We start from the raw sequence: 19,354 nt of genomic DNA, 5'->3' as shown, positions 1-19,354 counted from the left end.
CAAACAAAGAGAAGAAAAGGAGTCTAAAACAAGCTAAATTATCTGGATAAGGATACAAGCAAGAAGTTAGAAGTAAATTTTTTAATTCACAATTACTTTGCCAGAATTCTTGGGAAATTGAGCGAAAGAAAGTGACCAACTAAAAACGGCCACTTACGGTCAAATTTTAATTATTTTTTCAAACAATACTTTATGGTATGATTATGCTAATAGACTGAATTTGAGAGGAACACAAAATGAGCGTGATAATTGACATTAATGACTTGAGCTTTCGCTATGCAAAAGAAAGCCAATTCTTCAACCTGTCCCATGTTAACTTGCACGTTAATGAAGGCGAATGGCTCGCAATTATTGGACACAATGGCAGCGGCAAAAGTACTTTAGCCAAGGCGATCGATGGCTTATTAGCACCTGAAAGCGGTGAGATCGTAGTTGATGGACAGAAGTTGACAGATGAAAGCGTCTGGGACATTCGGAAAAAGATCGGGATGGTTTTTCAAAATCCTGATAATCAATTCGTTGGGGCAGATGTAGAAGGGGACGTAGCCTTTGGCTTGGAAAATCAAGGCATAGAGCGCGCTGAGATGCATGCTCGAGTCCATGAGGCACTCGAGATGGTCGATATGGTTGACTTTGCCAAGCACGAACCTGTGCGCTTGTCCGGCGGACAAAAACAACGGGTCGCGATTGCTGGTGTGCTTGCTTTGCGTCCTAAAATCGTCATTTTTGATGAAGCTACCAGTATGCTTGATCCTGAAGGCAGGATGCAGATCATCTCATTGATCCGTCAGATGAATCGTAAAGAGAAATTCACGGTAATTTCAATCACCCATGATATTGATGAAGCGTCTTTGGCAGATCGGGTCGTGGTGTTGGATGACGGTCAGATCATCGATGATAGCCTGCCGCAAGATCTCTTTCAAAAGGGCGCTGAATTGATCGAGCTTGGCTTGGATGTGCCATTCCCCCAGCGGTTAAAGATGGAATTGGGAAAAATGGGTGTTTTAACGCCGCAAGAGTACTTAGATGAAGGGAGTATGGTGGATTGGTTATGTCGATCGATATTGAAAAACTAAATTTTGAATACCAAAGCAAAACTCCTTTTGCTCACCGTGCCTTGACCGATGTTTCTTTGCAAATCTCTGACGGCAGTTATACGGCAATTATTGGGCATACGGGGAGCGGCAAGTCGACCCTCTTACAGCATTTAAACGGCTTGCTGAGACCAACTTCTGGGCAATTAACGGTTGCGGGCAACTTGATCACCCCAGAAACTAAAAATAAGGAACTCAACGAATTACGGCGACATGTCGGTTTTGTTTTTCAGTTTCCAGAGGCACAGTTATTTGAAGAAACAGTGTTAAAGGATATTGCCTTTGCCCCGAAAAACTTTGGCAAAAGTGAAGAAGAAAGCGAACAAATCGCCAGAAAAATGGCCGAGCTGGTCGGTTTACCAAGTGAGGTGCTTGAACGTTCACCCTTTGAGCTTTCCGGGGGTCAGATGAGACGGGTCGCGATTGCGGGTGTCTTAGCGATGGAGCCGGAGATCTTGATCTTGGATGAACCAACTGCTGGTCTCGATCCCAAAGGCCGCCTAGAAATGATGCAGATGTTTGCCAGACTGCACAAGCAGCAGCACCTGACGATCATCTTGGTCACCCACCAAATGAATGACGTGGCAGATTATGCTGATCATGTGATCGTGATGGAGGCTGGACAGGTGATCGCAGACAGTACGCCAGCGGAGGTCTTTAGTCATCCTGACTGGTTGGCTCAACATCACTTAGGCTTGCCGCAAACAACGGCCTTTGCCGCTAAATTAAAAGACGCTGGAGTTAAGCTGGATCCTGTGCCTTTGACAGATCAAGCACTCGCCCAGCAGTTGGCGGGACTGCTAGCTAAAAATGGGGGTGGCCAACATGGATAAGATGCTGTTAGGCCGCTATATCAATGGTGATTCATTGATCCATCGGATGGATCCGCGGGCGAAACTTTTTTTGAGTTTTTATTTTATCGTGATCGTCTTTTTATGCAATAATTGGCAAACTTATACATTAATGGTCGCTATCGTCCTTTTGTGTGTTAAATTGTCTGAAATTTCGCTCGGCTTCTTCATTAAGGGAGTCCGTCCCTTGATCTGGCTGATTTTGTTTACGGTACTGCTGCAGATCTTCTTTTCTACAGGCGGCGATCCGTATTGGCAGTGGGGGCCCTTTACAGTGACTGATGCAGGGATCATTAATGGGGTTTTTGTTTTTTGCCGGTTTGTGTTGATTATTTTTATGTCGACGCTATTGACACTGACAACTACTCCCTTGGAAATTTCTGATGGCCTAGAGTCTCTTTTGAAACCATTATTGGCTCTCAAGGTCCCTGTCTATGAGATTGCTTTGATGTTGTCGATCGCTTTACGCTTTGTCCCGACTCTGATGGATGAGACAACTAAGATCATGAACGCGCAGCGTGCGCGGGGTGTCAATTTTGGTGAAGGCGGTTTGATCAAGCAGATCAAAGCAGTGATCCCATTACTCATCCCCTTGTTTGTGAGTTCGTTTAATCGGGCTGAAGACCTGGCAACTGCGATGGAAGCTAGGGGTTACCATGGCGGAGCTGGCCGAACTAAGTATCGTAAACAAGAGTGGAAGACAAAAGATACTTTGGGAGTGGTGATGTTTTTGTTGGTCACACTGGCATTGGTCTTGTTGAGAAAATAAGTCAGAATTAGTGACCACAAGAATGCGGCACAATAGTGAGTTAGGCAGAGGCTGCCGATATTTTTGGTATTTGAGGAAAGAGAGAAAATGACTAGGCGTTATAAAATTACAATTGCCTATGACGGCACACAGTTTGCAGGATTTCAAAGTCAACCGCGACAAAGGACTGTGCAGTCGGTCTTAGAGCAGGCAATCAACAAAATGAGTAAGGAAAGCGACTATATCGCTATCTTTGGTTCAGGACGGACGGATGCCGGGGTTCACGCCTTGGGTCAAGTGGCACACTTTGATTTTCCCCACGACATGGCTGGTGACGCTATGCTGCGTGGATTAAATAGCATGTTACCCTTAGATTTAGAAATTGTGGCGTGTGAGATCGTTGAGCCGACCTTTCATGCACGCTACCAGGCGCATGCTAAACGGTATATGTACCGAGTTTCGCGTTCATGGTTCATGGATCCGTTTAAACGATTTTACACCGGACATTATAAATATCCGCTTGACGTGCAACGGATCAGGGAGGCGATCCCAGACTTAGTTGGGACGCACGACTTCAGCAGTTTTGTCGCTTCGGGCAGCCAGACTAAATCGCATGTGCGAACGATTTATGAAGCAACTGTGCGGGAAGATCCGGCAGCCAATGAAGTGATCTTTGAATTTTGCGGCAACGGGTTTTTGTACAATCAGGTGCGGATCATGGTCGCAACTTTACTGGAGATCGGTAATGGGCGGCGAGAAGTTCACGATATTTTACGCTTGTATGAGGTCAAAGACCGTTCCCAGGCCCGCGAAACTGCACCAGCTAGCGGCTTGTATCTTAAAGAAGTTTACTATGGCGCAGATGCGAAACGACTGGAAGAGACTAAAAAGCTGGCAGAAAAGCAACAAGCTGGAATGCAAAATGAGTCTCTCATGCAGACTGATGAAGAGCAGCCAAAATTAACTGCGAAAAAATGATCTTTTTGTAGTTTTCAATTGACTACATGTCAAAAAAATCGTAATATAGTAACTGGTATTGTTTGCCCCACAGTAGGCCCCGTTAACTTATTGTATGTCAAACAAGCATCATAAATGGAGGAAATAAACGTGCGTACAACATATTTAGCAAAACCAGGCGAAGTAGAACGTAAATGGTATGTCGTTGACGCTACAGATGTACCTTTGGGTCGTTTGTCCAGCGCAGTTGCAACTATTTTACGCGGTAAAAATAAGCCGACATATACACCAAACGTTGACACAGGTGATTTTGTGATCATCATCAACGCTGAAAAAGTTGCTTTAACAGGTAAAAAGGCTTCTAAGAAAGTTTACTATCATCATTCACTTCATCCAGGTGGTTTAAAGGAACGGACTGCTGGCGATTATCGTGAAAAAGATCCTGAGAAGCTGCTTGCATTATCCATTGGGGGCATGCTTCCAAAGGGTACACTTGGCCGTCAGCAACTTAAGAAGTTACATGTATATCGCGGTGCAGATCACAAGCATGCAGCACAAAATCCAGAAGTTTTGGATATCAATACTTTAATCTAGGAGGAATTCGAAATTGGCTCAAGTACAATATAGTGGCACAGGCCGTCGTAAAAACTCCGTTGCTCGTGTTCGTTTGGTACCCGGTACAGGTAAGATCACGATGAACGGCAAATCAGCAGAAGAATATGTTCCATTTGCTAACCTGCTTGAAGTTATGAAACAACCATTTGCAGTCACAGAAACAAATGACCAATACGATGTTTTGGTTAATGTTAACGGTGGCGGTTATGCAGGACAAGCTGGCGCAACTCGTCATGGTATTGCTCGCGCTTTACTGACTGTTGATCCAGACTTCCGTGGTGTTTTGAAGCGTGCAGGTCTTTTGACTCGTGACCCTCGTATGAAGGAACGTCGCAAGCCAGGTTTGAAGAAGGCTCGTAAGGCTCCACAATTCTCAAAACGTTAATATTTATCGTTTTTCAAAAAGCACTTTCCATTTTGGCGGAAGGTGTTTTTTGTTTTTCATAAAGCAAACGTCAATTAGGTGATTTGAATTTGAAAGCTGTTTGAGTCGTTTAATTTTGCTACTATTTTATCGGATCATTGGCGTGGTAATTTTAAAGTACTTTGCAACGGGTAAAGAAAAAGACTGAAACATGGAGCCTCAAGCAAAGGGGCAGTATGTTTCAGTCTATTTGAAATTGAAATTTTTAATTGATCGGTATTTGGTCAATAGAGATGGTCACATTTAACGGTGCGTGAATTTTTCCCAGAACACCAGCCCTAAGTATTTAGGCAAGGCCAACATCCGTCCGATCCGCGTAGGTTCTTTTAAGAGGCGGTAGAGCCACTCAAGGTTGTATTTTTGCCAACGGTGCGGTGCTCTTTTAGCGACACCAGCTAAGACATCAAAGCTCCCGCCAACACCCATCCAGATCGCAGCGGCGACTTGGCGGTGAGCAGCGATAAAATATTCCTGCTTCGGGAATCCCAGCGCTGCAAAGACAAAATCCGGCTGCGCGGCTTTGATTTGTTGTGCAACTTGCTCTTCGTCAGTATAGTAGCCGTCCTGAAAACCGCAAATTTCGAGCTTCGGATATTGTTCTTGTACCTTGCTGACAGCCGTCTTGATGACTTCTGGCTTAGCTCCTAGTAAAAAGACTTTCTTATGCTTTTTTTCTGCCCAGGAGAGTAGGGCAAGCATCGTGTCGTAACCGGTGATCCGCTCGGGCAGTGAGTGGCCTAAGATCTGAGAGCCCTTGATGATCCCGATCCCATCGGCGGTGGTATAGTCGGCTTGAGCAACAATTTTGGCATATTTTGCATCAGCACGAGCCGTTAAGACTATCTCAGGATTAGCCGTGACGATCATTTTATTTTGGTGTTCACAACTATCGTGGTGGATCTGTTCTAAAAATTCTGCTGCACTGGCTTGAATAAAGTCAACTCCAAGGACAGAGACTTCTGCAAACTTTCTACTCATGCTAAACCTGCTTTCGCTGCTTAAATTAGTTTAATTATAACAAAAAGGACCTAGAATACACTCTTTTAAGGCAAAATATACAGAAACTTAAATGTTGAACCGGTGTGAGCGGGAGCGTGGTAGTTGAAAAAATGGCTCAACAATGACGAAAATCCTGAAAACTTTCTTCGCACCCGTGAAAAATGGCGCAAAAAAGTGTAAAATAAGACCAGTGATAGAAAATGTAACACGACTTTAAGTGTCTCCAAGGAGGAATAGACATGCGTCCCTTACAGAAGCAAATTATTGCTGAATTACGAGTACTACCAGAAATTGATCCAAAAGCAGAGATCCGCCGTTCAGTTGATTTCTTGAAGGCTTATTTGAAGAAATACTCTTTTTTCAAAACATTGGTTTTAGGGATCTCCGGTGGACAAGATTCGACCTTAGCCGGAACGCTCTGTGAAAAAGCAGTGGCTGAATTACGCCAAGAAACCGGTGATCAAGATTATCAGTTCGTGGCAGTGCGCTTGCCGTATGGTGAACAAGCAGACGAACAGGATGCCTTGGATGCGATTGCTTTTATGCAAGCTGATCAGACAGTCAGGGTCGATATTAAGCAAAGCTCCGATGCGATGGTTGCGGCAGTTGAGGCCAATGGGCTGAAAGTCAGTGATTTCAATAAGGGTAATATTAAGGCCCGCGCCCGCATGATCGCACAGTATGCGGTTGCTGGCGCCAGAGCAGGCGCAGTGGTCGGGACCGATCATGCTGCTGAAGCAGTCACAGGCTTCTATACTAAATACGGTGACGGTGGAGCAGATATTACTCCTTTATGGCGTTTGAATAAACGGCAAGGTCAGGCGATCTTGAACTACCTGGGTGCCCCGGAGCACTTATACAAAAAAGTGCCGACCGCTGATTTAGAAGAAGATCGGCCCGCTTTACCTGATGAAGTTGCCCTGGGTGTGACCTATCAGGATATAGACGATTACTTGGAAGGCCGGGAAGTTTCTGATGCGGCAGCTGAGAAAATTGAAAGCTGGTACTTGAAGACCCAGCACAAGCGGCACTTACCGATCAACGTTTATGATGATTTTTGGAAATAAACCTAAAAAGAAGCTGAAAGGCTTCTTTTTTTTGCTTGAATTGTCAAATTTAACGGGCAGCATAATCTAGGATAAAGAACTCAATAACAAGCCGCCAAATAACGCAAGTGGACCGCCTAAATAGGTCGCTAATGCATAAGGGACAACTTCAAGCTGCTTGTTTCTTCTTAGCGTGAGCAATTCAACGTTGAGGGTCGAAAAAGTAGTAAAACCGCCTAAAAGACCGATCCCCAAGATTTTGTATAAGAGTGTAGGGATTTGCAGACCGACAAGTATTCCTAAAAGAAATGCTCCACTTAGATTGATAAGTAAGGTGGCCCAAGGAAAATTTTGCTTTGTGTGTTGTTTGATCAAAGTGGTCGCTAGAAAACGAAGACTAGCTCCCAAGCCTGCGCCAAGGCCAATTAGTATGATGCTCATTCTTGGTGCTCCTTTCTTTTAAACAGGCAATTAGCTGCAGCAAAACCCAGCCACGCTGCTAAGTACCCGCCAAAAATTGACAAAAGCAAATAAATGCTGGCAGGCAAAAAATTATGAGTGAGCAAAGCCTGATCAAAATCGTTGCAAAATGAAGAAAAGGTGGTGAATGCGCCAATGAAACCTGTACCTAATCCAGCATTCAACCAGCCAGAAAGCAGATTATTTTCGATAAAATAGTAGGTCAAAAAAGAGAGCAGAAAACACCCGATAATATTGATCAATACTGTAGTCTGTACCCCGGGGAACAGTAAAGTCAGACCATAGCGGCTCAGACCGCCGAGAGAACCAAAGAAAAAAATACTAAGCAGGTCTTTGAATTTCATGTTTCAATCTGCCTCCTTGTTCAATAACAAAATAAAAATCCGCACTCCTACGTAAAGGTTTACTTAGATGTCATTACGTGGGAGCACGGATTTTTTTGCCTGGCGAACATCATCACCAGGAGAAATTTTTTTATCAAGATGAAGTTATTATAACGAAAGGCGAAAAGTTTTTCAATTATGAGTATGGTTTGAGATAGTTTTGTAAATTCAAGTGGTTAACAATATCCCAGGCCTTGGACAAATAACAGATATTCTCTAATTGATTTGAGTGCTGACTACAAGACGATCGAAGGTTGAGCATGTTGGTTTCAAGTTCACCAGACTTTGTTCCAAACGACGACCGTTTGGCAGTAAGTTCGGCAGACTTTGTTCCAAACGACGACCGTTTGGCAGTAAGTTCGGCAGACTTTGTTCCAAACGACGGCGGTTTGGCAGTAAGTTCGGCAGACTTTGTTCCAAACGATGGCCCGTTGCTGCTTGTTTGCCTAAATAACAACCAAAACACCAAAAATTTTCGAAAGATCAGCAAATTTGCTGACGCTTTTTTGCAGCTGATCATTAGAAATATCTCTGAGAAAGAAATTAAACCTTGAGTATTTTTTGAGCGCAAAGGTGCTTTCAGCTGGAATAAAAGGCCTGGATCATCCAACATAACTTTCAATCTTTAGTGTTTAAAACAAGCAGGGCTGGTATACTAGAGAAAGTGGATCAAGGAGGAAAAACTTTTGAAGAAAAAAGCAAATTTAGGGCAGTACCTGCAACTTATTTCCAGCTTGTTAGAGACGACAGAAGAGATGGGCGGCAAGTTGGATCCCTATTTCGAATTAGCCGATGGCGTTGTCAAGGACCAGCAGACCTTAGACACCGAGCAATATCAGCAGATCCAAACAAACTTTGCTGCAGGGATCGAAGTTTACCAACAGCAATTGGGACGTTTAGAGCGAGCTGAGGCGCCGATCATGATCATCGGGCCGCACAAGCAACTGGTTAAGTCTTACCGGGATTTTGTCAGCGGCTGCCAGGCGATGCAAGACAGCATTGACTATGAACAACAAAACATTGATGCGGCTGCTTTCAAAAAGTCCGAAAAAGAACAGACAGACGCGATGGATGCGATCAATGCTCATGTCGGCCGGATCATGCAAAAAGTAGGGTAGCAAAAAAGAATGCCGTTTTTCGATGGCATTCTTTTTTCAGTTCTTTGACTACTAGACCAATTAAGATCCATGGATGGCAGTTAAAAACTGCTGACCGTATTTTTCCAGTTTTTGCTGGCCGACACCTTTGATAGCTAAGAGTTCGCTGTCATTTTGAGGTAAAACGCTGCACATTTCATGAAGCGTTTGATCTGAGAAAATAACGTAGGGCGGAACGGCCTGTTTCTCAGCTAATTCATAGCGCAAAGCCCGCAAACGTTCGAAGAGCTCTGAGTTTTCAGGCATAGTACTGCGCTTGGCAACAACGGTGACTTTCCGCGATACTTTTCTGTGCCCGCGCAAAACTTCTGCGCCCAGCTCCGTCAAATGTAAAGTTGGATATTGGGGGTCAGGCATAGTCAGATAACCGCTGGCGGTCAGGTAATCGATCAGTTCCTCGATGGCAGGAGTTTTTATTTCCTTGATGATGCCATACGTTGACAAATGATTGAGTTGCAGTTCGCTAATGCGTTTAGCCTTGGAACCGGCTAAAACCTGAGCCACCAGCTTTTTACCATATCTTTGATGCATGCGCATGACGCAAGACAGAATTTTTTGCGTTAGCAGCGTCACGTCAGTTGTCTGCCGGTCGTCCAAGCAGTTGGTGCATTGGCCGCAAGGTTCCATGTCCTGTCCGAAGTATTCGACGATGAACTGCTGGAGACATTTTTGTGTATTGACGTAATTAACAACACTTTGAATATTGGTGTAAATAACATCTTTATGTTTTTGATCTGCATCAGAATTTTCAGCGAAGAGCCGTTGGATCTGCATATCTTGCGCTGAATAGAGCAGGATAGCTTCTGCTGGAGAGCCATCGCGTCCTGCACGGCCTGCTTCTTGGTAATAGGCTTCCAAGCTGCCTGGTGCTTGAGCATGAATGATGTAGTGCACATTGCTTTTGTCGATCCCCATCCCAAATGCATTGGTAGCGACGATCACGCTTAAACGGTCGAATAAAAAATCTTCCTGATTTCTTTGCCTAATTTCTTCTGGAAGCCCTGCGTGGTAGATACCGGCTTTGATCCCTGCTTTTTGCAGCATTTGGCCGATTTGTTCAACTTTTTTGCGTGTAGCCGCATAAACGATCCCGGGCGTTTTTTGATTTGCCGTCACATAATCTAAAATAAATTCATTTTTATTTTGACCTTTGACGACTTGAAAGGAGAGATTTGGTCGGGCAAAACCGGTCTTGACTTCGTTTGCGGGCGGAATAAATAAACGCCGCATGATATCAGCGGCAACTTGTTTCGTGGCAGTCGCGGTCAGGGCGATCACCGGCGGTTGACTAGGGATCTGTGGTAAAATATCACTCAGTGCAAGGTAACTTTTACGAAAGTCATGGCCCCATTGAGAGATGCAGTGAGCTTCATCGATGGCAATTAAAGAGATCTGTAATTGCTGCAGCTGTTCCATAAAGCCTGGTTGTTCCAAGCGTTCTGGAGCGATATAAAGCAGTTTAAGTCGGCCGTTGGCAGCATCGGATAAGACTGATCGTGTAGTAGACCAATCCTGCGAACTATTGATAAAGCCGGCATAGATCCCGCTAGCTTGCAAAGCATCGACCTGATCTTTCATCAATGAGATCAAAGGGGAGACAACTAGAGTCAATCCTTCGAGCAGCAGGGCAGGAATTTGATAACAGAGGGACTTCCCGCCGCCTGTCGGCATGATTGCCAAGGTGTTTTTACCAGCCAAGACCTGCTGGATGATTTTTTCTTGGCCAGGGCGAAATTGATTATAACCGTAGTATTTTTCCAAGACATCTTGTGGAGTCAAGAGAAATGCTCCTTTCTAAAAAGCTTCATGTTAGATTTTAGCATTTTTTGCATTTGATTTTTAGAGCCAAACAGAAATTATTAGTTGAGGAGGCATGTCTGATGACAGATCCTGAGCTGCAAGAATTAGTTGAGCAGATCTCATTGAAATCTTTTGAACGCCCGTTTAGCCACACAGCCAGTTTTAACCGGCGTCTTCGGACGACTGGCGGTCGCTATGTGTTGGCTAGCCATAATATTGAGATCAATCCAAAAATGCTCAGTGAGCATGATCAAGCAACATTAGTTGGTGTGATCAAACATGAATTGTGTCATTATCACCTGCACTTGCTGCATGCCGGCTACCAACACCGAGACCGGGCATTTAAGCAGCTTTTACAAGCAGTAGGCGGTTCACGCTACGCCCCACGCGCGCAAAAGGGGAAGATACGACCCAAGAAATATCTCTATCAATGTGTTGATTGTGGTCAGCTGTACCCGCGCGCCCGGCGAGTTGATTTGCAGAAATATCGTTGTTCCTTGTGCCAAGGTCGGTTAACTTTAGTCCGTATCCAGAAAAATTAAAAAAAAGATTGCAGTCCTATGCTGCTTTTGCTATAATTATATCTGTTGTTGCGGGTATGGCGGAATTGGCAGACGCGTCAGACTAAGGATCTGGTGAGCATTGCGCTCGTGATGGTTCGAATCCATTTACCCGCATAAAGATGCGTGAGCTGTAGAAAGCATGATTGCTTTCTACAGTTTTTTTTGCTTTTGCCAAGGAAGGCAAAAAAAGCACCTCTCATTAACTTGAGAAGTGCTTTTTTATACGCGTTCGGGCTTAGTAGCCGTAACTGCCATTTGTTCCGCCATAGGTCTGACCATTAGTCTGTGAATATCCCTGGTCGGCGCCGTACTGGCTGGTCCCTTGAGTATTACTATAACTGCCGGTCCCAGTACCATATGAACTGCCTGAGCTCGTCCCAGTGGAACCATCACTTTCGACGACATTTGAGAAGTCTTCATTCGATGGTGCAAGGTTAAGCTGTGCTCTGATCCTAGTCGAAGCCTTTTTCTTTTCGCTAGGTGTAGCAACTTGATAGGATAATCCGTCAAGCATTGCATCTTGTCCTTGCAAAACATAAGAATCAACTGATTTTCCAGCTTTTTTATAGTTGGTTTCGATGGTCATCATGTCATTATAGGAAAGATCGGTCTGCATGTTGGACTGGATCGATTTCAAGAGCTGCTCGAAGCGGCTGATCGTCGCTACACTGAGGGCTTTATTGATAATCGATTCGATCACTTGCTTTTGCCGCTTTTGCCGCCCGTAGTCGCCTTGCGGGTCATCATAGCGCATCCGCGAATATGCCAGAGCCTGCTTACCGTTTAATGTCACTGTTTTACCCTTAGTTACATCAGCATCGCTGTACTTGAATGTCAGGGTTGGGGTGACAGTGACACCGCCTAAAGCATCAACGATTTTCCTGAGACCGCCCATATTGACTAACAGATAGTAGTCGACTGGAACGTGCAGTGTGTTTTGCACTGTTTTGATCGCAGTTGAAACACCGCCGATGGTGTAAGCTGTATTGACCTTATCATATGAATTATCAGAGCCTGCGATCTTAACTTCGGTATCACGCGGGATACTGGTCAAAGTGACCTTGCCTTTTTGCGGGTTGACCGTAGCTAAGATGATCGTATCGGTTCGTCCCTTGTCAGAGCGGCCGAGGTCACCAGTATCCGTCCCCAAAATCAAGAGAGAAAAAGGCTTTTTCTTTTTGATAATGTCGGAAACATTCCGCAGTTTCTTGACGTTTGATTTGGTGTAGGTATTAGTCAGCGTATTTTTAGCAGAATGCAGCATATTGTAAGCATATGCTGTCCCTCCGTAAATCACGACTAAGCTGATGGCCAAAAGAATGCCGCAGATCCATTTCCGCCAAGCGTGGTTTTTTTTGATCTGGTGCGGACTGCCATGATCGCTGCGGCGTAAATGATTGTTAGAGTATTCACTACCTTGATTGTCTTTATTATCCATAGGAACTCCTTTATTAATAACTGAAACTTAAGTGAATTATACTCTTTAGTGCAAGTTTTTGAAATAATAGTCATGTGCTTTTAACAAAATTAAAATATTAGTCACAACTTTTTACTGGCAGTGCCTTGCCTGCGTAGTTCAGAAAAATGGAGAAAAAACACGAATTGCCAACGGTTTCATCCTTTTTTCATAAAAATTCTATGCTATACTTTGTAATTAATCAGTTGGTATGGACGTTTAGGAAGAAGAGTTGGTAGTGGAAGTTTTTATACATAGTATTTCTGGAGTAGTTATTATTTTAGTTCTGATCATTGTCGGTTATGTTCTGGCTGCCAGAAAGTGGTTCCCGGGTTCGACCGACAAATTGATCGCCCGTCTAGTCACTCAGATCGGTTTACCTTGTTATATGATCGATACGATCACCTCGCAGTTTTCTGCCCACAAATTGCTGAGTATCATTCCTGACCTGGTCTTTCCGGTGCTCTCAATGATGTGTTTAATGGTGCTAGCGCTTATTTTTGCCCGGGTCTTTAAGGTTCAACCAAGTCATCGCGGTTTATTTTCCTCGATGTTTTTCAATTCCAATACGGTCTTTGTGGGTTTGCCGATCAATCAGGCGTTATTTGGCTCCAAAAGTGTCCCTTATGTTTTGATTTATTACATGGCCAATACGACGATTTTCTGGACGCTGGGAACTTACTTCATCCAAAGAGACGGCCAGGAGGGTGCACGGTTTAACTGGAAGACAACTGTGCGCAAGGTATTTTCCCCGCCGCTGCTGGGATTTATTGTGGGAGTTATTTTAGTCCTGGTGAAGGCCAAGCTGCCGTTGTTTATGGTCAAAGACCTGCACTATTTAGGTAATTTGACGACACCATTGTCGATGCTCTTTATCGGGATCTGTGTGCACAAGGCTGGGCTAAAGCAGCTGGCTTTCAAAAAAGACAATGTGTTGATCTTACTTGGACGTTTCATTTTTGCGCCGCTGTTAATGGCACTACTGGTCGCATCAACTAATTTTCCGACCTTAATGAAACAGGTCTTTATTTTGCAGGCGGCAATGCCTGTCATGACAAACGCACCGGTTGTTGCTCGTTTATATGATGCTGACGCAGATTACGCGGCTGTGATGGTCACCGAGACCACGTTTTTGTCCTTGTTGGTCGTCCCATGTTTAATGATACTGACACAATATATCTAGCTTGTACAAAAGCCTCTTTTTAGGAAGAGCCTTTTTTTGTGAAATTCATAGATAAAGGTCGCAGCGTAAGGAATGACTAAAATTTGTCAGCATTAATTATAAATATTTGTAACATTCTTTAAAAATTGTTCAAAATTTAAAAATGCTCACTGGCGGGAACAATCCAGGTTTTATAAGCAACAAAAACAAACAAAAAATGAATGTTTCATTCGTGCAACATCTTTGTAACATAAACCGGCACAGAGACGCGTCAGATTAGTTTTTGTAAATATACTGTAATGGTTATTCAATGTTAATAATGCTACGATTGTACTCGTGGCGTTTAACAGGATAATAAAACATAATTAAATCATTCATTGATACATAGGAGAACATATTCATGAAGAAAAACTTACTTAAGAATGCGGCGCTTTTCTTGGCGACGATCACTACCTTAGGTGCAGCTGCACCAAGTGTTATGGCTGATACTGCTTCAGACCTTGATCAGGTCAACTCAGAGATTACTGCAACCAAAGGAAAAATTTCCAATCTGGAAAAGAAAATCAATCAAGAAACTGAGTTGCAAATGAAGAAATCTCAGAAAATCTCTGAGTTAAAAATTCAAATCTCTCAACGTGATTCTCAACTTAAGAAACAAGCTCGTTCTGCTCAAATCAACAACGGCGGTTCAGTTTTGAAGTTTGTCACAGACGCTGACAATATCACTGAAGCTGTTAGTCGCAGTATTTCTGCTGGTCGGATCATTTATTTGAATGATAAAACTATGAAAGAACAAGTTGAAGCTAAGAAACAAGTTCAAAAAGAACAAGTTGCTTTGACTAAATCAGTTCAAAGTCAAAAGAACCAAAAGCTTTCACTGTACCGCACCCAAGCAACCTTAGGTGCCAAGCGAGCAGAATTAGCCGCTAAAAAAGACAAAGAAGATGCTGCTAAGCAAGCAGCTGCTAAAAAGGCAGCACAAGCTGCAGCTGATGCTAAGAAGGCTAAAGATACACAGACTGCTTCTCTCGCAGCTGATCGTGCCAACCAGGCAGCTAACTCCGAGAAAACTCAAGCTAACGAAGAAGCTCAAAATAAAGCAGTTAGCCAAAGTAACAGTAACCCTCATACAACTACTGTCACCAAAGTATCCACCAGCAAATCCTACCATGGTGTAGGCGGCGGTGCTAACGGTTACCCAGTTGGTCAATGTACTTACTATGTTAAGATGGCAGCTCCGTGGGTCGGCGGACATTGGGGCAATGGTCAAGAATGGGCTGGTTCAGCAGCCGCAGCAGGTTTCCGTGTTGATCACACGCCTGCTCCAGGTGCCGTTGCAGTTTATGCCGGCGGGGCAGATGTAGGCGGTTGGACAGCCGCTCCAGGATATGGTCATGTTGCCTTGGTCCAAAGTGTCAATGGCAGTTCTGTAACTATCACCCAAGGCGGAACAGGCTTCTCCAATCCTCTGGGACCGAACACACAAACATTGTCTGCAGGTGCAGCGATGGCTTATATCCATCCAAATAACTAACACTAAGTTTAAAATTCATGAATGATGTCAAAAGGGACGCTAAGCAGCGTCCCTTTTTTGGTGCGCCCGGCATGGGCAGTAACGTAAGCAGTGTTCAACTGGACGGATTTCAAGTAGAAGCTGATTCTTATACAATTACCTTATTCAATTAGCTAGAGGTGATTTTTTGGAAGATAAACCAGAATTCGTGCAAGTTAAGGTGGCTGCGCTTAAAAACAAAGATTATAAGCCGCAAAAAGCCATGCAGTTGCGTGTAGATCAAAATAAGACTGTCGTCATTTATAATCGGATCAATAATTATATCCTAGATGCTTTTTTGAAGGCGGTGTTTACGCATGACGATGCTTGATTTGTCCCAGCTCGACCGGATCTATTTGGCAACTGGGAAAACTGACCTTCGCAAAGGAATTGACGGTTTAGTTACTGTGATCACCGAACAATTCGCCTTGGATCCATACCAGAGTACCTTATTTTTATTCTGTGGTAGTCGCAAAGATCGTTTTAAGGGACTCCTGTGGCAGAAAGATGGCTTTTTGTTGCTTTACAAGCGTTTTGAAGACGGTCGTCTTCAATGGCCGAGGAACCAAGCTGAAATGCGGCAGCTTCAACCCGCTCAATTAGTCCGTTTACTACAAGGCTGGTCCATAGATGCGACGATTCATGACTTTGATCCAGCACATTTAAGACTGCAGCAAAAGAACAATGTGGTTTAGTTTTCCCTGTGGAAAACTAAATCTTTTTTGCTCATCCACAGTTTTAAATCTGTGGATGCAATTACGCTGAAAGCGTGCTATGCTAACTTTTGAAAACATCAGCTGCATCGCTGATCAGAAAATGGTGAAGTTAAATGGATCAACAAAAAACGATTGCTAAATTAACACTTGAAAATGAAGAACTCCGTAAACAAAACAAGGCTAATGAACAGCGGATTGCTGAACTGGAAACTCTTTTAAAGTCTTTTCAGGCAAAATTATTCGGGACTAAGTCAGAAAAAACTGTCTCGGTTAACGAAAATCAAATGACACTTTGGGATGATGACAGTGTTTTTACCTGGTCAGAGCACACTGACAAACAAAGCGCAGAAAGTTCTCAAGAAAAGATCCAAAAGTCACCGAAAAAGCGGGAAAAACGGCAAAAGCAAATAGAAGATTTAGAGATAGTTAAAAACATTAAACGGCTCAAAGAAACTACTTGTCCTTACGGACAAGCACTTAAGGTTGTTGGAGAGAGATTTATAGGGAAAAAACTGCACTACAAACCAGCCGAATTATGGGTGGTCGAGGAATACGTTGCAACCTACGCTTGTGCTTGTGCTGCTTGTCTGGCGCAAAATAACGGTCAGACAGCTTTCTTTAGCGCCGAAAAAGCGACGCCTTTATTCCCACATAGTCTGGCTACCCCCACTCTGTTAGAGAATATCGTCTATCAAAAATACGTTTTAGGGACACCTCTTTATCGTCAATTAAAAGATTGGCGTCGTTTCGGGTGGAATGTCTGTGAGCCGACTTTAGCTGCTTGGGTCATTCAGGGGGCAGATAAGCTAAGATCATTGTATGATCTCCTACATAAAAAATTGCTGCAACGTCCCTATTTACAAGGTGATGAAACTGTTGTCAAGGTTTTGCGTGAACCTGGGAAAAAGCCTACGGCTGAATCACGAATGTGGGTGCAACGCACGGTCCAAAAAGACAAACTACAAGCTATTTATTATGCCTATCGGCGCGATCGTTCTGAAAAATCGGCTTGTTCCTTATACAGTGGCTTTACTGGTGTTTTACAATGTGATGGTTATCAGGTTTACCCTAAAGTAGATTGTGCCGACCGCGTTGGTTGTTTAGCTCATGTGCGCCGTAAATTTTTTGAGGCAGCCAAATACAGTCAGGCCGCTAAAGGTCCGCTAAAAATCCTGGATCAGATCTTCCACCAAGAAAAGAAATGGGCCAGTTTAAATAGTTCTGCTAGAATAAACAAAAGGAATGAGTTTTTAAGGCCTTTGTTCGAAAAATTTTGGCAAGCTTTGGCAACTTGCGCTGCTCTACCTAAGTCCTTATTGGGGAAAGCTATCGCATACGCACTAGGACAAAGGGAAGCCATCAATAAATTATTACAATATGGTGCGATCGATATTTCCAATAATACTTGTGAACAGGCGGTAAAATCGTTGGTTATCGACCGCAAGAACTTTTTATTCAGTACAAGTGTGGCAGGCGCTGAGGCGAATGCCATCTGGCTGACCTTGATCGAAAGTGCCAAAGCTAATGGCCTTGATCCGCAAAAATATTTAACCAAAATCCTGACTGTAGTTCCTCAGCTAGGACCTTTCCCAACTGAAAAAGAACTAGAGCCTTATTTACCCTGGAATTAAACTTAAATAGCGCCAAAGATCCCTGATATGAAGCAAGGTTTGCTTTCGTGTCAGGGATCTCTATTTTGTCAAAGCAAATTTAAATGGTTTTGTCTAACCGTCCAGTTGAACACTGCTTACGATAAGGTGTCTCATCGCCTTGAAGAAACTGCTCGTGCACAAGGTATTCATGAAGCAGATTGTAAACTGGCTGCACAGTTTGTGCGCAAAGAATCATCCAGTTCGCCATCGTCTTGTCGCTTAATGCTAACCCCTGATTCTTCCAGTATCCCATTTGCCGATAAAGAGGCGTACCAAGCACGTATTTCTGGTATACAACCTCAGAAACCAGTGACGCGGATGCGATACTGTGAGCAATTAAGGGTTTGGGTGCCGGAGCTTGGTACATGTGACTATCGCCGTCGGCCTTTTCACACTCAGGGCATTTATAAGTCTCTTGGTACATCTTAGCGACGTACAAACGGCCCGGAATCATTCGAACTTCTTCGCCGACGAAATGTTTACCGACCGTATCAAGTTGGTGGCCGTGCTCACATTTATCAGAGAGACGCCGAAAGACTTCTTCTTGCACCGGTAAATTTGATCCGATAATCTCTGTGCGCTTGCGTTTAGGTTTTCTAGTTTTTACCTGGTCCCCGGAAACTACTTCCGGTTCTTCGCTTTGAAATCCAGTTTGCTCTGGTTCGGTAAAAAGAGAGGTCTGTCCTGCTGGCGTCAGTTTCTCAGAATGACTACCGTACATTTTGTGGGAAAGGTACGCAATCTGTTCGCTCAGAAGTTTATTCTGAACCATCAATTCATTGAGCTGTTTTAAAAGCATTTGATTTTGTTCAAGTGCCGATTTCAATAGTTCTTCAGTTGAAGCCATGCGTACCACCACCATTCATCGATTGTTGGCCTGATTTTACCACTTGTCCCCGGCGGCGCCTAGTGTTTACGCAGCGGTGCGCTCTGTTTAATTGTTGATTCTATGGCCCAGCCCGAAAGTAATCTTTCTAGTTGCTTGGCGTGTAACTTCTTCACCTCATTCTGATTAGTTGGCCATTGAAGTCGGCCGTTCTCGATACGTTTGTATAGCAGTAGAAATCCGTCGCCGTCCCAAAGCAGTGCCTTGAAACGATCTTTGCGAGTCCCACAAAACATAAACAGTGACTTACTGTATGGGTCCAGCTCGTATTGTTGGGTTACAACTGCAGCCAACCCATCAATCCCACGACGCAAGTCGGTTCGACCGCACACCAAATAGATGCCATGTAGTTTTGTCAAATCAATGAACATCATTAAACACCGCCTTAAGGACGGCATCAAGAATATAGCCACTGATATGGTTGTAAACCACCAGTGATTTGTTATCACTGAGTTTCATTTGAAACGCCTTACTGGGCACGGCGGGCTGTGCCGACCTAGGTTGATCCAATTTAACTTGGACGATATCCTGAATACTAGCCAAAAAATCACCTCATCATATTTGATAAGGTGATCATACCGCGCTGTCAGTGGCAATTATAGACGGTCTGTTATTGGGTGCTTACGTTTTTACCGCTGAAATATACTCTTTTATAGACGGTCGGTTATTAGGTGCTTACGCAGTAACTAGGCGGTGTGAGTCCGCTGTGAGCCGTAGTGGTCGGTATCACAAGTCGAAGGCAAGGGTGTCTATTGCGAGGTAGAATCTGAAGGAAGCCCTAGACAAAACATCGAATCGATGTACAAGAAGTGG

23 protein-coding genes and 1 tRNA gene are annotated in these 19,354 nt (G+C 43.9%); 16 read left to right on the top strand and 8 right to left on the bottom strand.

Annotated features, from left to right (window positions below; translation table 11 throughout):
- Positions 1-236: 236 nt before the first annotated feature.
- The 6 genes from LFYK43_RS10820 (at position 237) to rpsI (ending at position 4,650) form a co-directional block, all read left to right on the top strand.
- Positions 237-1,076: an energy-coupling factor ABC transporter ATP-binding protein gene (locus LFYK43_RS10820; protein ID WP_124978187.1), complete on the top strand. Its 840-nt coding sequence runs from the start codon at positions 237-239 to the stop codon at positions 1,074-1,076.
- Positions 1,052-1,927: an energy-coupling factor ABC transporter ATP-binding protein gene (locus LFYK43_RS10815; RefSeq protein ID WP_174713993.1), complete on the top strand. Its 876-nt coding sequence runs from the start codon at positions 1,052-1,054 to the stop codon at positions 1,925-1,927. Before LFYK43_RS10820 ends, LFYK43_RS10815 begins: the two co-directional genes overlap by 25 nt.
- On the top strand, positions 1,920-2,714 hold the full coding sequence (locus LFYK43_RS10810; protein ID WP_124978183.1) for an energy-coupling factor transporter transmembrane component T family protein: 795 nt from the start codon (positions 1,920-1,922) through the stop codon (positions 2,712-2,714). The genes LFYK43_RS10815 and LFYK43_RS10810 overlap by 8 nt, the downstream gene beginning before the upstream one ends.
- Before the next feature lie 87 nt (positions 2,715-2,801).
- A complete protein-coding gene (truA, locus tag LFYK43_RS10805) occupies positions 2,802-3,671 on the top strand; it encodes a tRNA pseudouridine(38-40) synthase TruA (protein WP_124978182.1) in 870 nt (289 codons plus the stop codon).
- A 129-nt stretch (positions 3,672-3,800) separates the two neighbouring features.
- Positions 3,801-4,244 carry a 50S ribosomal protein L13 gene (gene rplM, locus LFYK43_RS10800; RefSeq protein ID WP_124978180.1) on the top strand — a complete coding sequence of 148 codons (444 nt, stop codon included), beginning with the start codon at positions 3,801-3,803 and terminating at the stop codon, positions 4,242-4,244.
- Positions 4,245-4,257: 13 nt separating this feature from the next.
- Positions 4,258-4,650 carry a 30S ribosomal protein S9 gene (rpsI, locus tag LFYK43_RS10795; RefSeq protein ID WP_124978178.1) on the top strand — a complete coding sequence of 131 codons (393 nt, stop codon included), beginning with the start codon at positions 4,258-4,260 and terminating at the stop codon, positions 4,648-4,650.
- Positions 4,651-4,932: 282 nt separating this feature from the next.
- Here rpsI and LFYK43_RS10790 read toward each other — a convergent pair whose 3' ends face one another.
- Positions 4,933-5,667 (bottom strand): WecB/TagA/CpsF family glycosyltransferase, encoded by a 735-nt coding sequence (locus LFYK43_RS10790; protein ID WP_124978176.1) that lies wholly within the window; start codon positions 5,665-5,667, stop codon positions 4,933-4,935.
- Between the two features lie 260 nt (positions 5,668-5,927).
- On the opposite strand from LFYK43_RS10790, the gene nadE reads away from it, so the two are divergent.
- Complete coding sequence (gene nadE, locus LFYK43_RS10785) at positions 5,928-6,755, top strand: NAD(+) synthase (RefSeq protein WP_124978174.1); 828 nt, start codon at positions 5,928-5,930, stop codon at positions 6,753-6,755.
- Between the two features lie 66 nt (positions 6,756-6,821).
- Here nadE and crcB read toward each other — a convergent pair whose 3' ends face one another.
- Together crcB and LFYK43_RS10775 are read right to left on the bottom strand one after the other, a co-directional pair.
- Positions 6,822-7,175, bottom strand: coding sequence for a fluoride efflux transporter CrcB (gene crcB / locus LFYK43_RS10780; protein ID WP_124978172.1), 354 nt, complete (start codon positions 7,173-7,175; stop codon positions 6,822-6,824).
- Positions 7,172-7,558, bottom strand: a complete 387-nt coding sequence (locus LFYK43_RS10775) for a fluoride efflux transporter FluC (RefSeq protein ID WP_124978170.1) — start codon at positions 7,556-7,558, stop codon at positions 7,172-7,174. Before LFYK43_RS10775 ends, crcB begins: the two co-directional genes overlap by 4 nt.
- A gap of 299 nt (positions 7,559-7,857) precedes the next feature.
- Here LFYK43_RS10775 and LFYK43_RS10770 point away from each other — a divergent pair, with 299 nt between their 5' ends.
- Together LFYK43_RS10770 and LFYK43_RS10765 are read left to right on the top strand one after the other, a co-directional pair.
- Positions 7,858-8,151 carry a hypothetical protein gene (locus LFYK43_RS10770; RefSeq protein ID WP_124978168.1) on the top strand — a complete coding sequence of 98 codons (294 nt, stop codon included), beginning with the start codon at positions 7,858-7,860 and terminating at the stop codon, positions 8,149-8,151.
- A 132-nt stretch (positions 8,152-8,283) separates the two neighbouring features.
- Complete coding sequence (locus tag LFYK43_RS10765; RefSeq protein ID WP_124978166.1) at positions 8,284-8,715, top strand: hypothetical protein; 432 nt, start codon at positions 8,284-8,286, stop codon at positions 8,713-8,715.
- A 60-nt stretch (positions 8,716-8,775) separates the two neighbouring features.
- On the opposite strand, the gene recQ is transcribed toward LFYK43_RS10765, so the two are convergent.
- Positions 8,776-10,533 (bottom strand): DNA helicase RecQ, encoded by a 1,758-nt coding sequence (gene recQ, locus LFYK43_RS10760; protein ID WP_124978164.1) that lies wholly within the window; start codon positions 10,531-10,533, stop codon positions 8,776-8,778.
- A 101-nt stretch (positions 10,534-10,634) separates the two neighbouring features.
- On the opposite strand from recQ, the gene LFYK43_RS10755 reads away from it, so the two are divergent.
- On the top strand, positions 10,635-11,096 hold the full coding sequence (locus LFYK43_RS10755; protein WP_124978162.1) for a SprT family protein: 462 nt from the start codon (positions 10,635-10,637) through the stop codon (positions 11,094-11,096).
- 50 nt (positions 11,097-11,146) lie between these two features.
- A tRNA-Leu gene (locus LFYK43_RS10750) sits at positions 11,147-11,231 on the top strand.
- A 121-nt stretch (positions 11,232-11,352) separates the two neighbouring features.
- On the opposite strand, the gene LFYK43_RS10745 is transcribed toward LFYK43_RS10750, so the two are convergent.
- Positions 11,353-12,555, bottom strand: coding sequence for an LCP family glycopolymer transferase (locus LFYK43_RS10745; RefSeq protein ID WP_124978160.1), 1,203 nt, complete (start codon positions 12,553-12,555; stop codon positions 11,353-11,355).
- A 256-nt stretch (positions 12,556-12,811) separates the two neighbouring features.
- Between LFYK43_RS10745 and LFYK43_RS10740 the strand changes: the two genes are divergently transcribed.
- From LFYK43_RS10740 to tnpC, 5 genes are all read left to right on the top strand, one after another.
- Positions 12,812-13,756 (top strand): AEC family transporter, encoded by a 945-nt coding sequence (locus tag LFYK43_RS10740; RefSeq protein ID WP_124978158.1) that lies wholly within the window; start codon positions 12,812-12,814, stop codon positions 13,754-13,756.
- A gap of 379 nt (positions 13,757-14,135) precedes the next feature.
- Entirely contained in the window at positions 14,136-15,269 is a 1,134-nt protein-coding gene (locus tag LFYK43_RS10735; RefSeq protein WP_124978156.1) for a CHAP domain-containing protein, read from the top strand.
- 166 nt (positions 15,270-15,435) lie between these two features.
- Positions 15,436-15,618 (top strand): hypothetical protein, encoded by a 183-nt coding sequence (locus LFYK43_RS10730; protein WP_056972635.1) that lies wholly within the window; start codon positions 15,436-15,438, stop codon positions 15,616-15,618.
- Positions 15,605-15,982 carry an IS66 family insertion sequence element accessory protein TnpB gene (gene tnpB, locus LFYK43_RS10725; RefSeq protein ID WP_056972637.1) on the top strand — a complete coding sequence of 126 codons (378 nt, stop codon included), beginning with the start codon at positions 15,605-15,607 and terminating at the stop codon, positions 15,980-15,982. Before LFYK43_RS10730 ends, tnpB (LFYK43_RS10725) begins: the two co-directional genes overlap by 14 nt.
- Before the next feature lie 134 nt (positions 15,983-16,116).
- On the top strand, positions 16,117-17,634 hold the full coding sequence (gene tnpC, locus LFYK43_RS10720) for an IS66 family transposase (protein WP_124978154.1): 1,518 nt from the start codon (positions 16,117-16,119) through the stop codon (positions 17,632-17,634).
- A 79-nt stretch (positions 17,635-17,713) separates the two neighbouring features.
- On the opposite strand, the gene LFYK43_RS10715 is transcribed toward tnpC, so the two are convergent.
- Genes LFYK43_RS10715 through LFYK43_RS12880 form a run of 3 tightly spaced genes read right to left on the bottom strand, consistent with a single transcriptional unit; the run spans position 17,714 to position 19,084 of the window.
- Positions 17,714-18,502 carry an IS66 family transposase gene (locus LFYK43_RS10715; RefSeq protein WP_158609239.1) on the bottom strand — a complete coding sequence of 263 codons (789 nt, stop codon included), beginning with the start codon at positions 18,500-18,502 and terminating at the stop codon, positions 17,714-17,716.
- Positions 18,503-18,561: 59 nt separating this feature from the next.
- On the bottom strand, positions 18,562-18,915 hold the full coding sequence (gene tnpB, locus LFYK43_RS10710; RefSeq protein WP_229718023.1) for an IS66 family insertion sequence element accessory protein TnpB: 354 nt from the start codon (positions 18,913-18,915) through the stop codon (positions 18,562-18,564).
- Positions 18,902-19,084 (bottom strand): hypothetical protein, encoded by a 183-nt coding sequence (locus LFYK43_RS12880; RefSeq protein ID WP_124978150.1) that lies wholly within the window; start codon positions 19,082-19,084, stop codon positions 18,902-18,904. Before LFYK43_RS12880 ends, tnpB (LFYK43_RS10710) begins: the two co-directional genes overlap by 14 nt.
- Between the last annotated feature and the right edge of the window lie 270 nt (positions 19,085-19,354).

This window comes from Ligilactobacillus salitolerans (assembly GCF_003864415.1).
GTDB classification, from domain to species: Bacteria; Bacillota; Bacilli; order Lactobacillales; family Lactobacillaceae; genus Ligilactobacillus; species Ligilactobacillus salitolerans.
The sequence above is the reverse complement of the archived record's forward strand: the minus strand, read 5'-3'. Positions and strand labels throughout refer to the sequence as shown.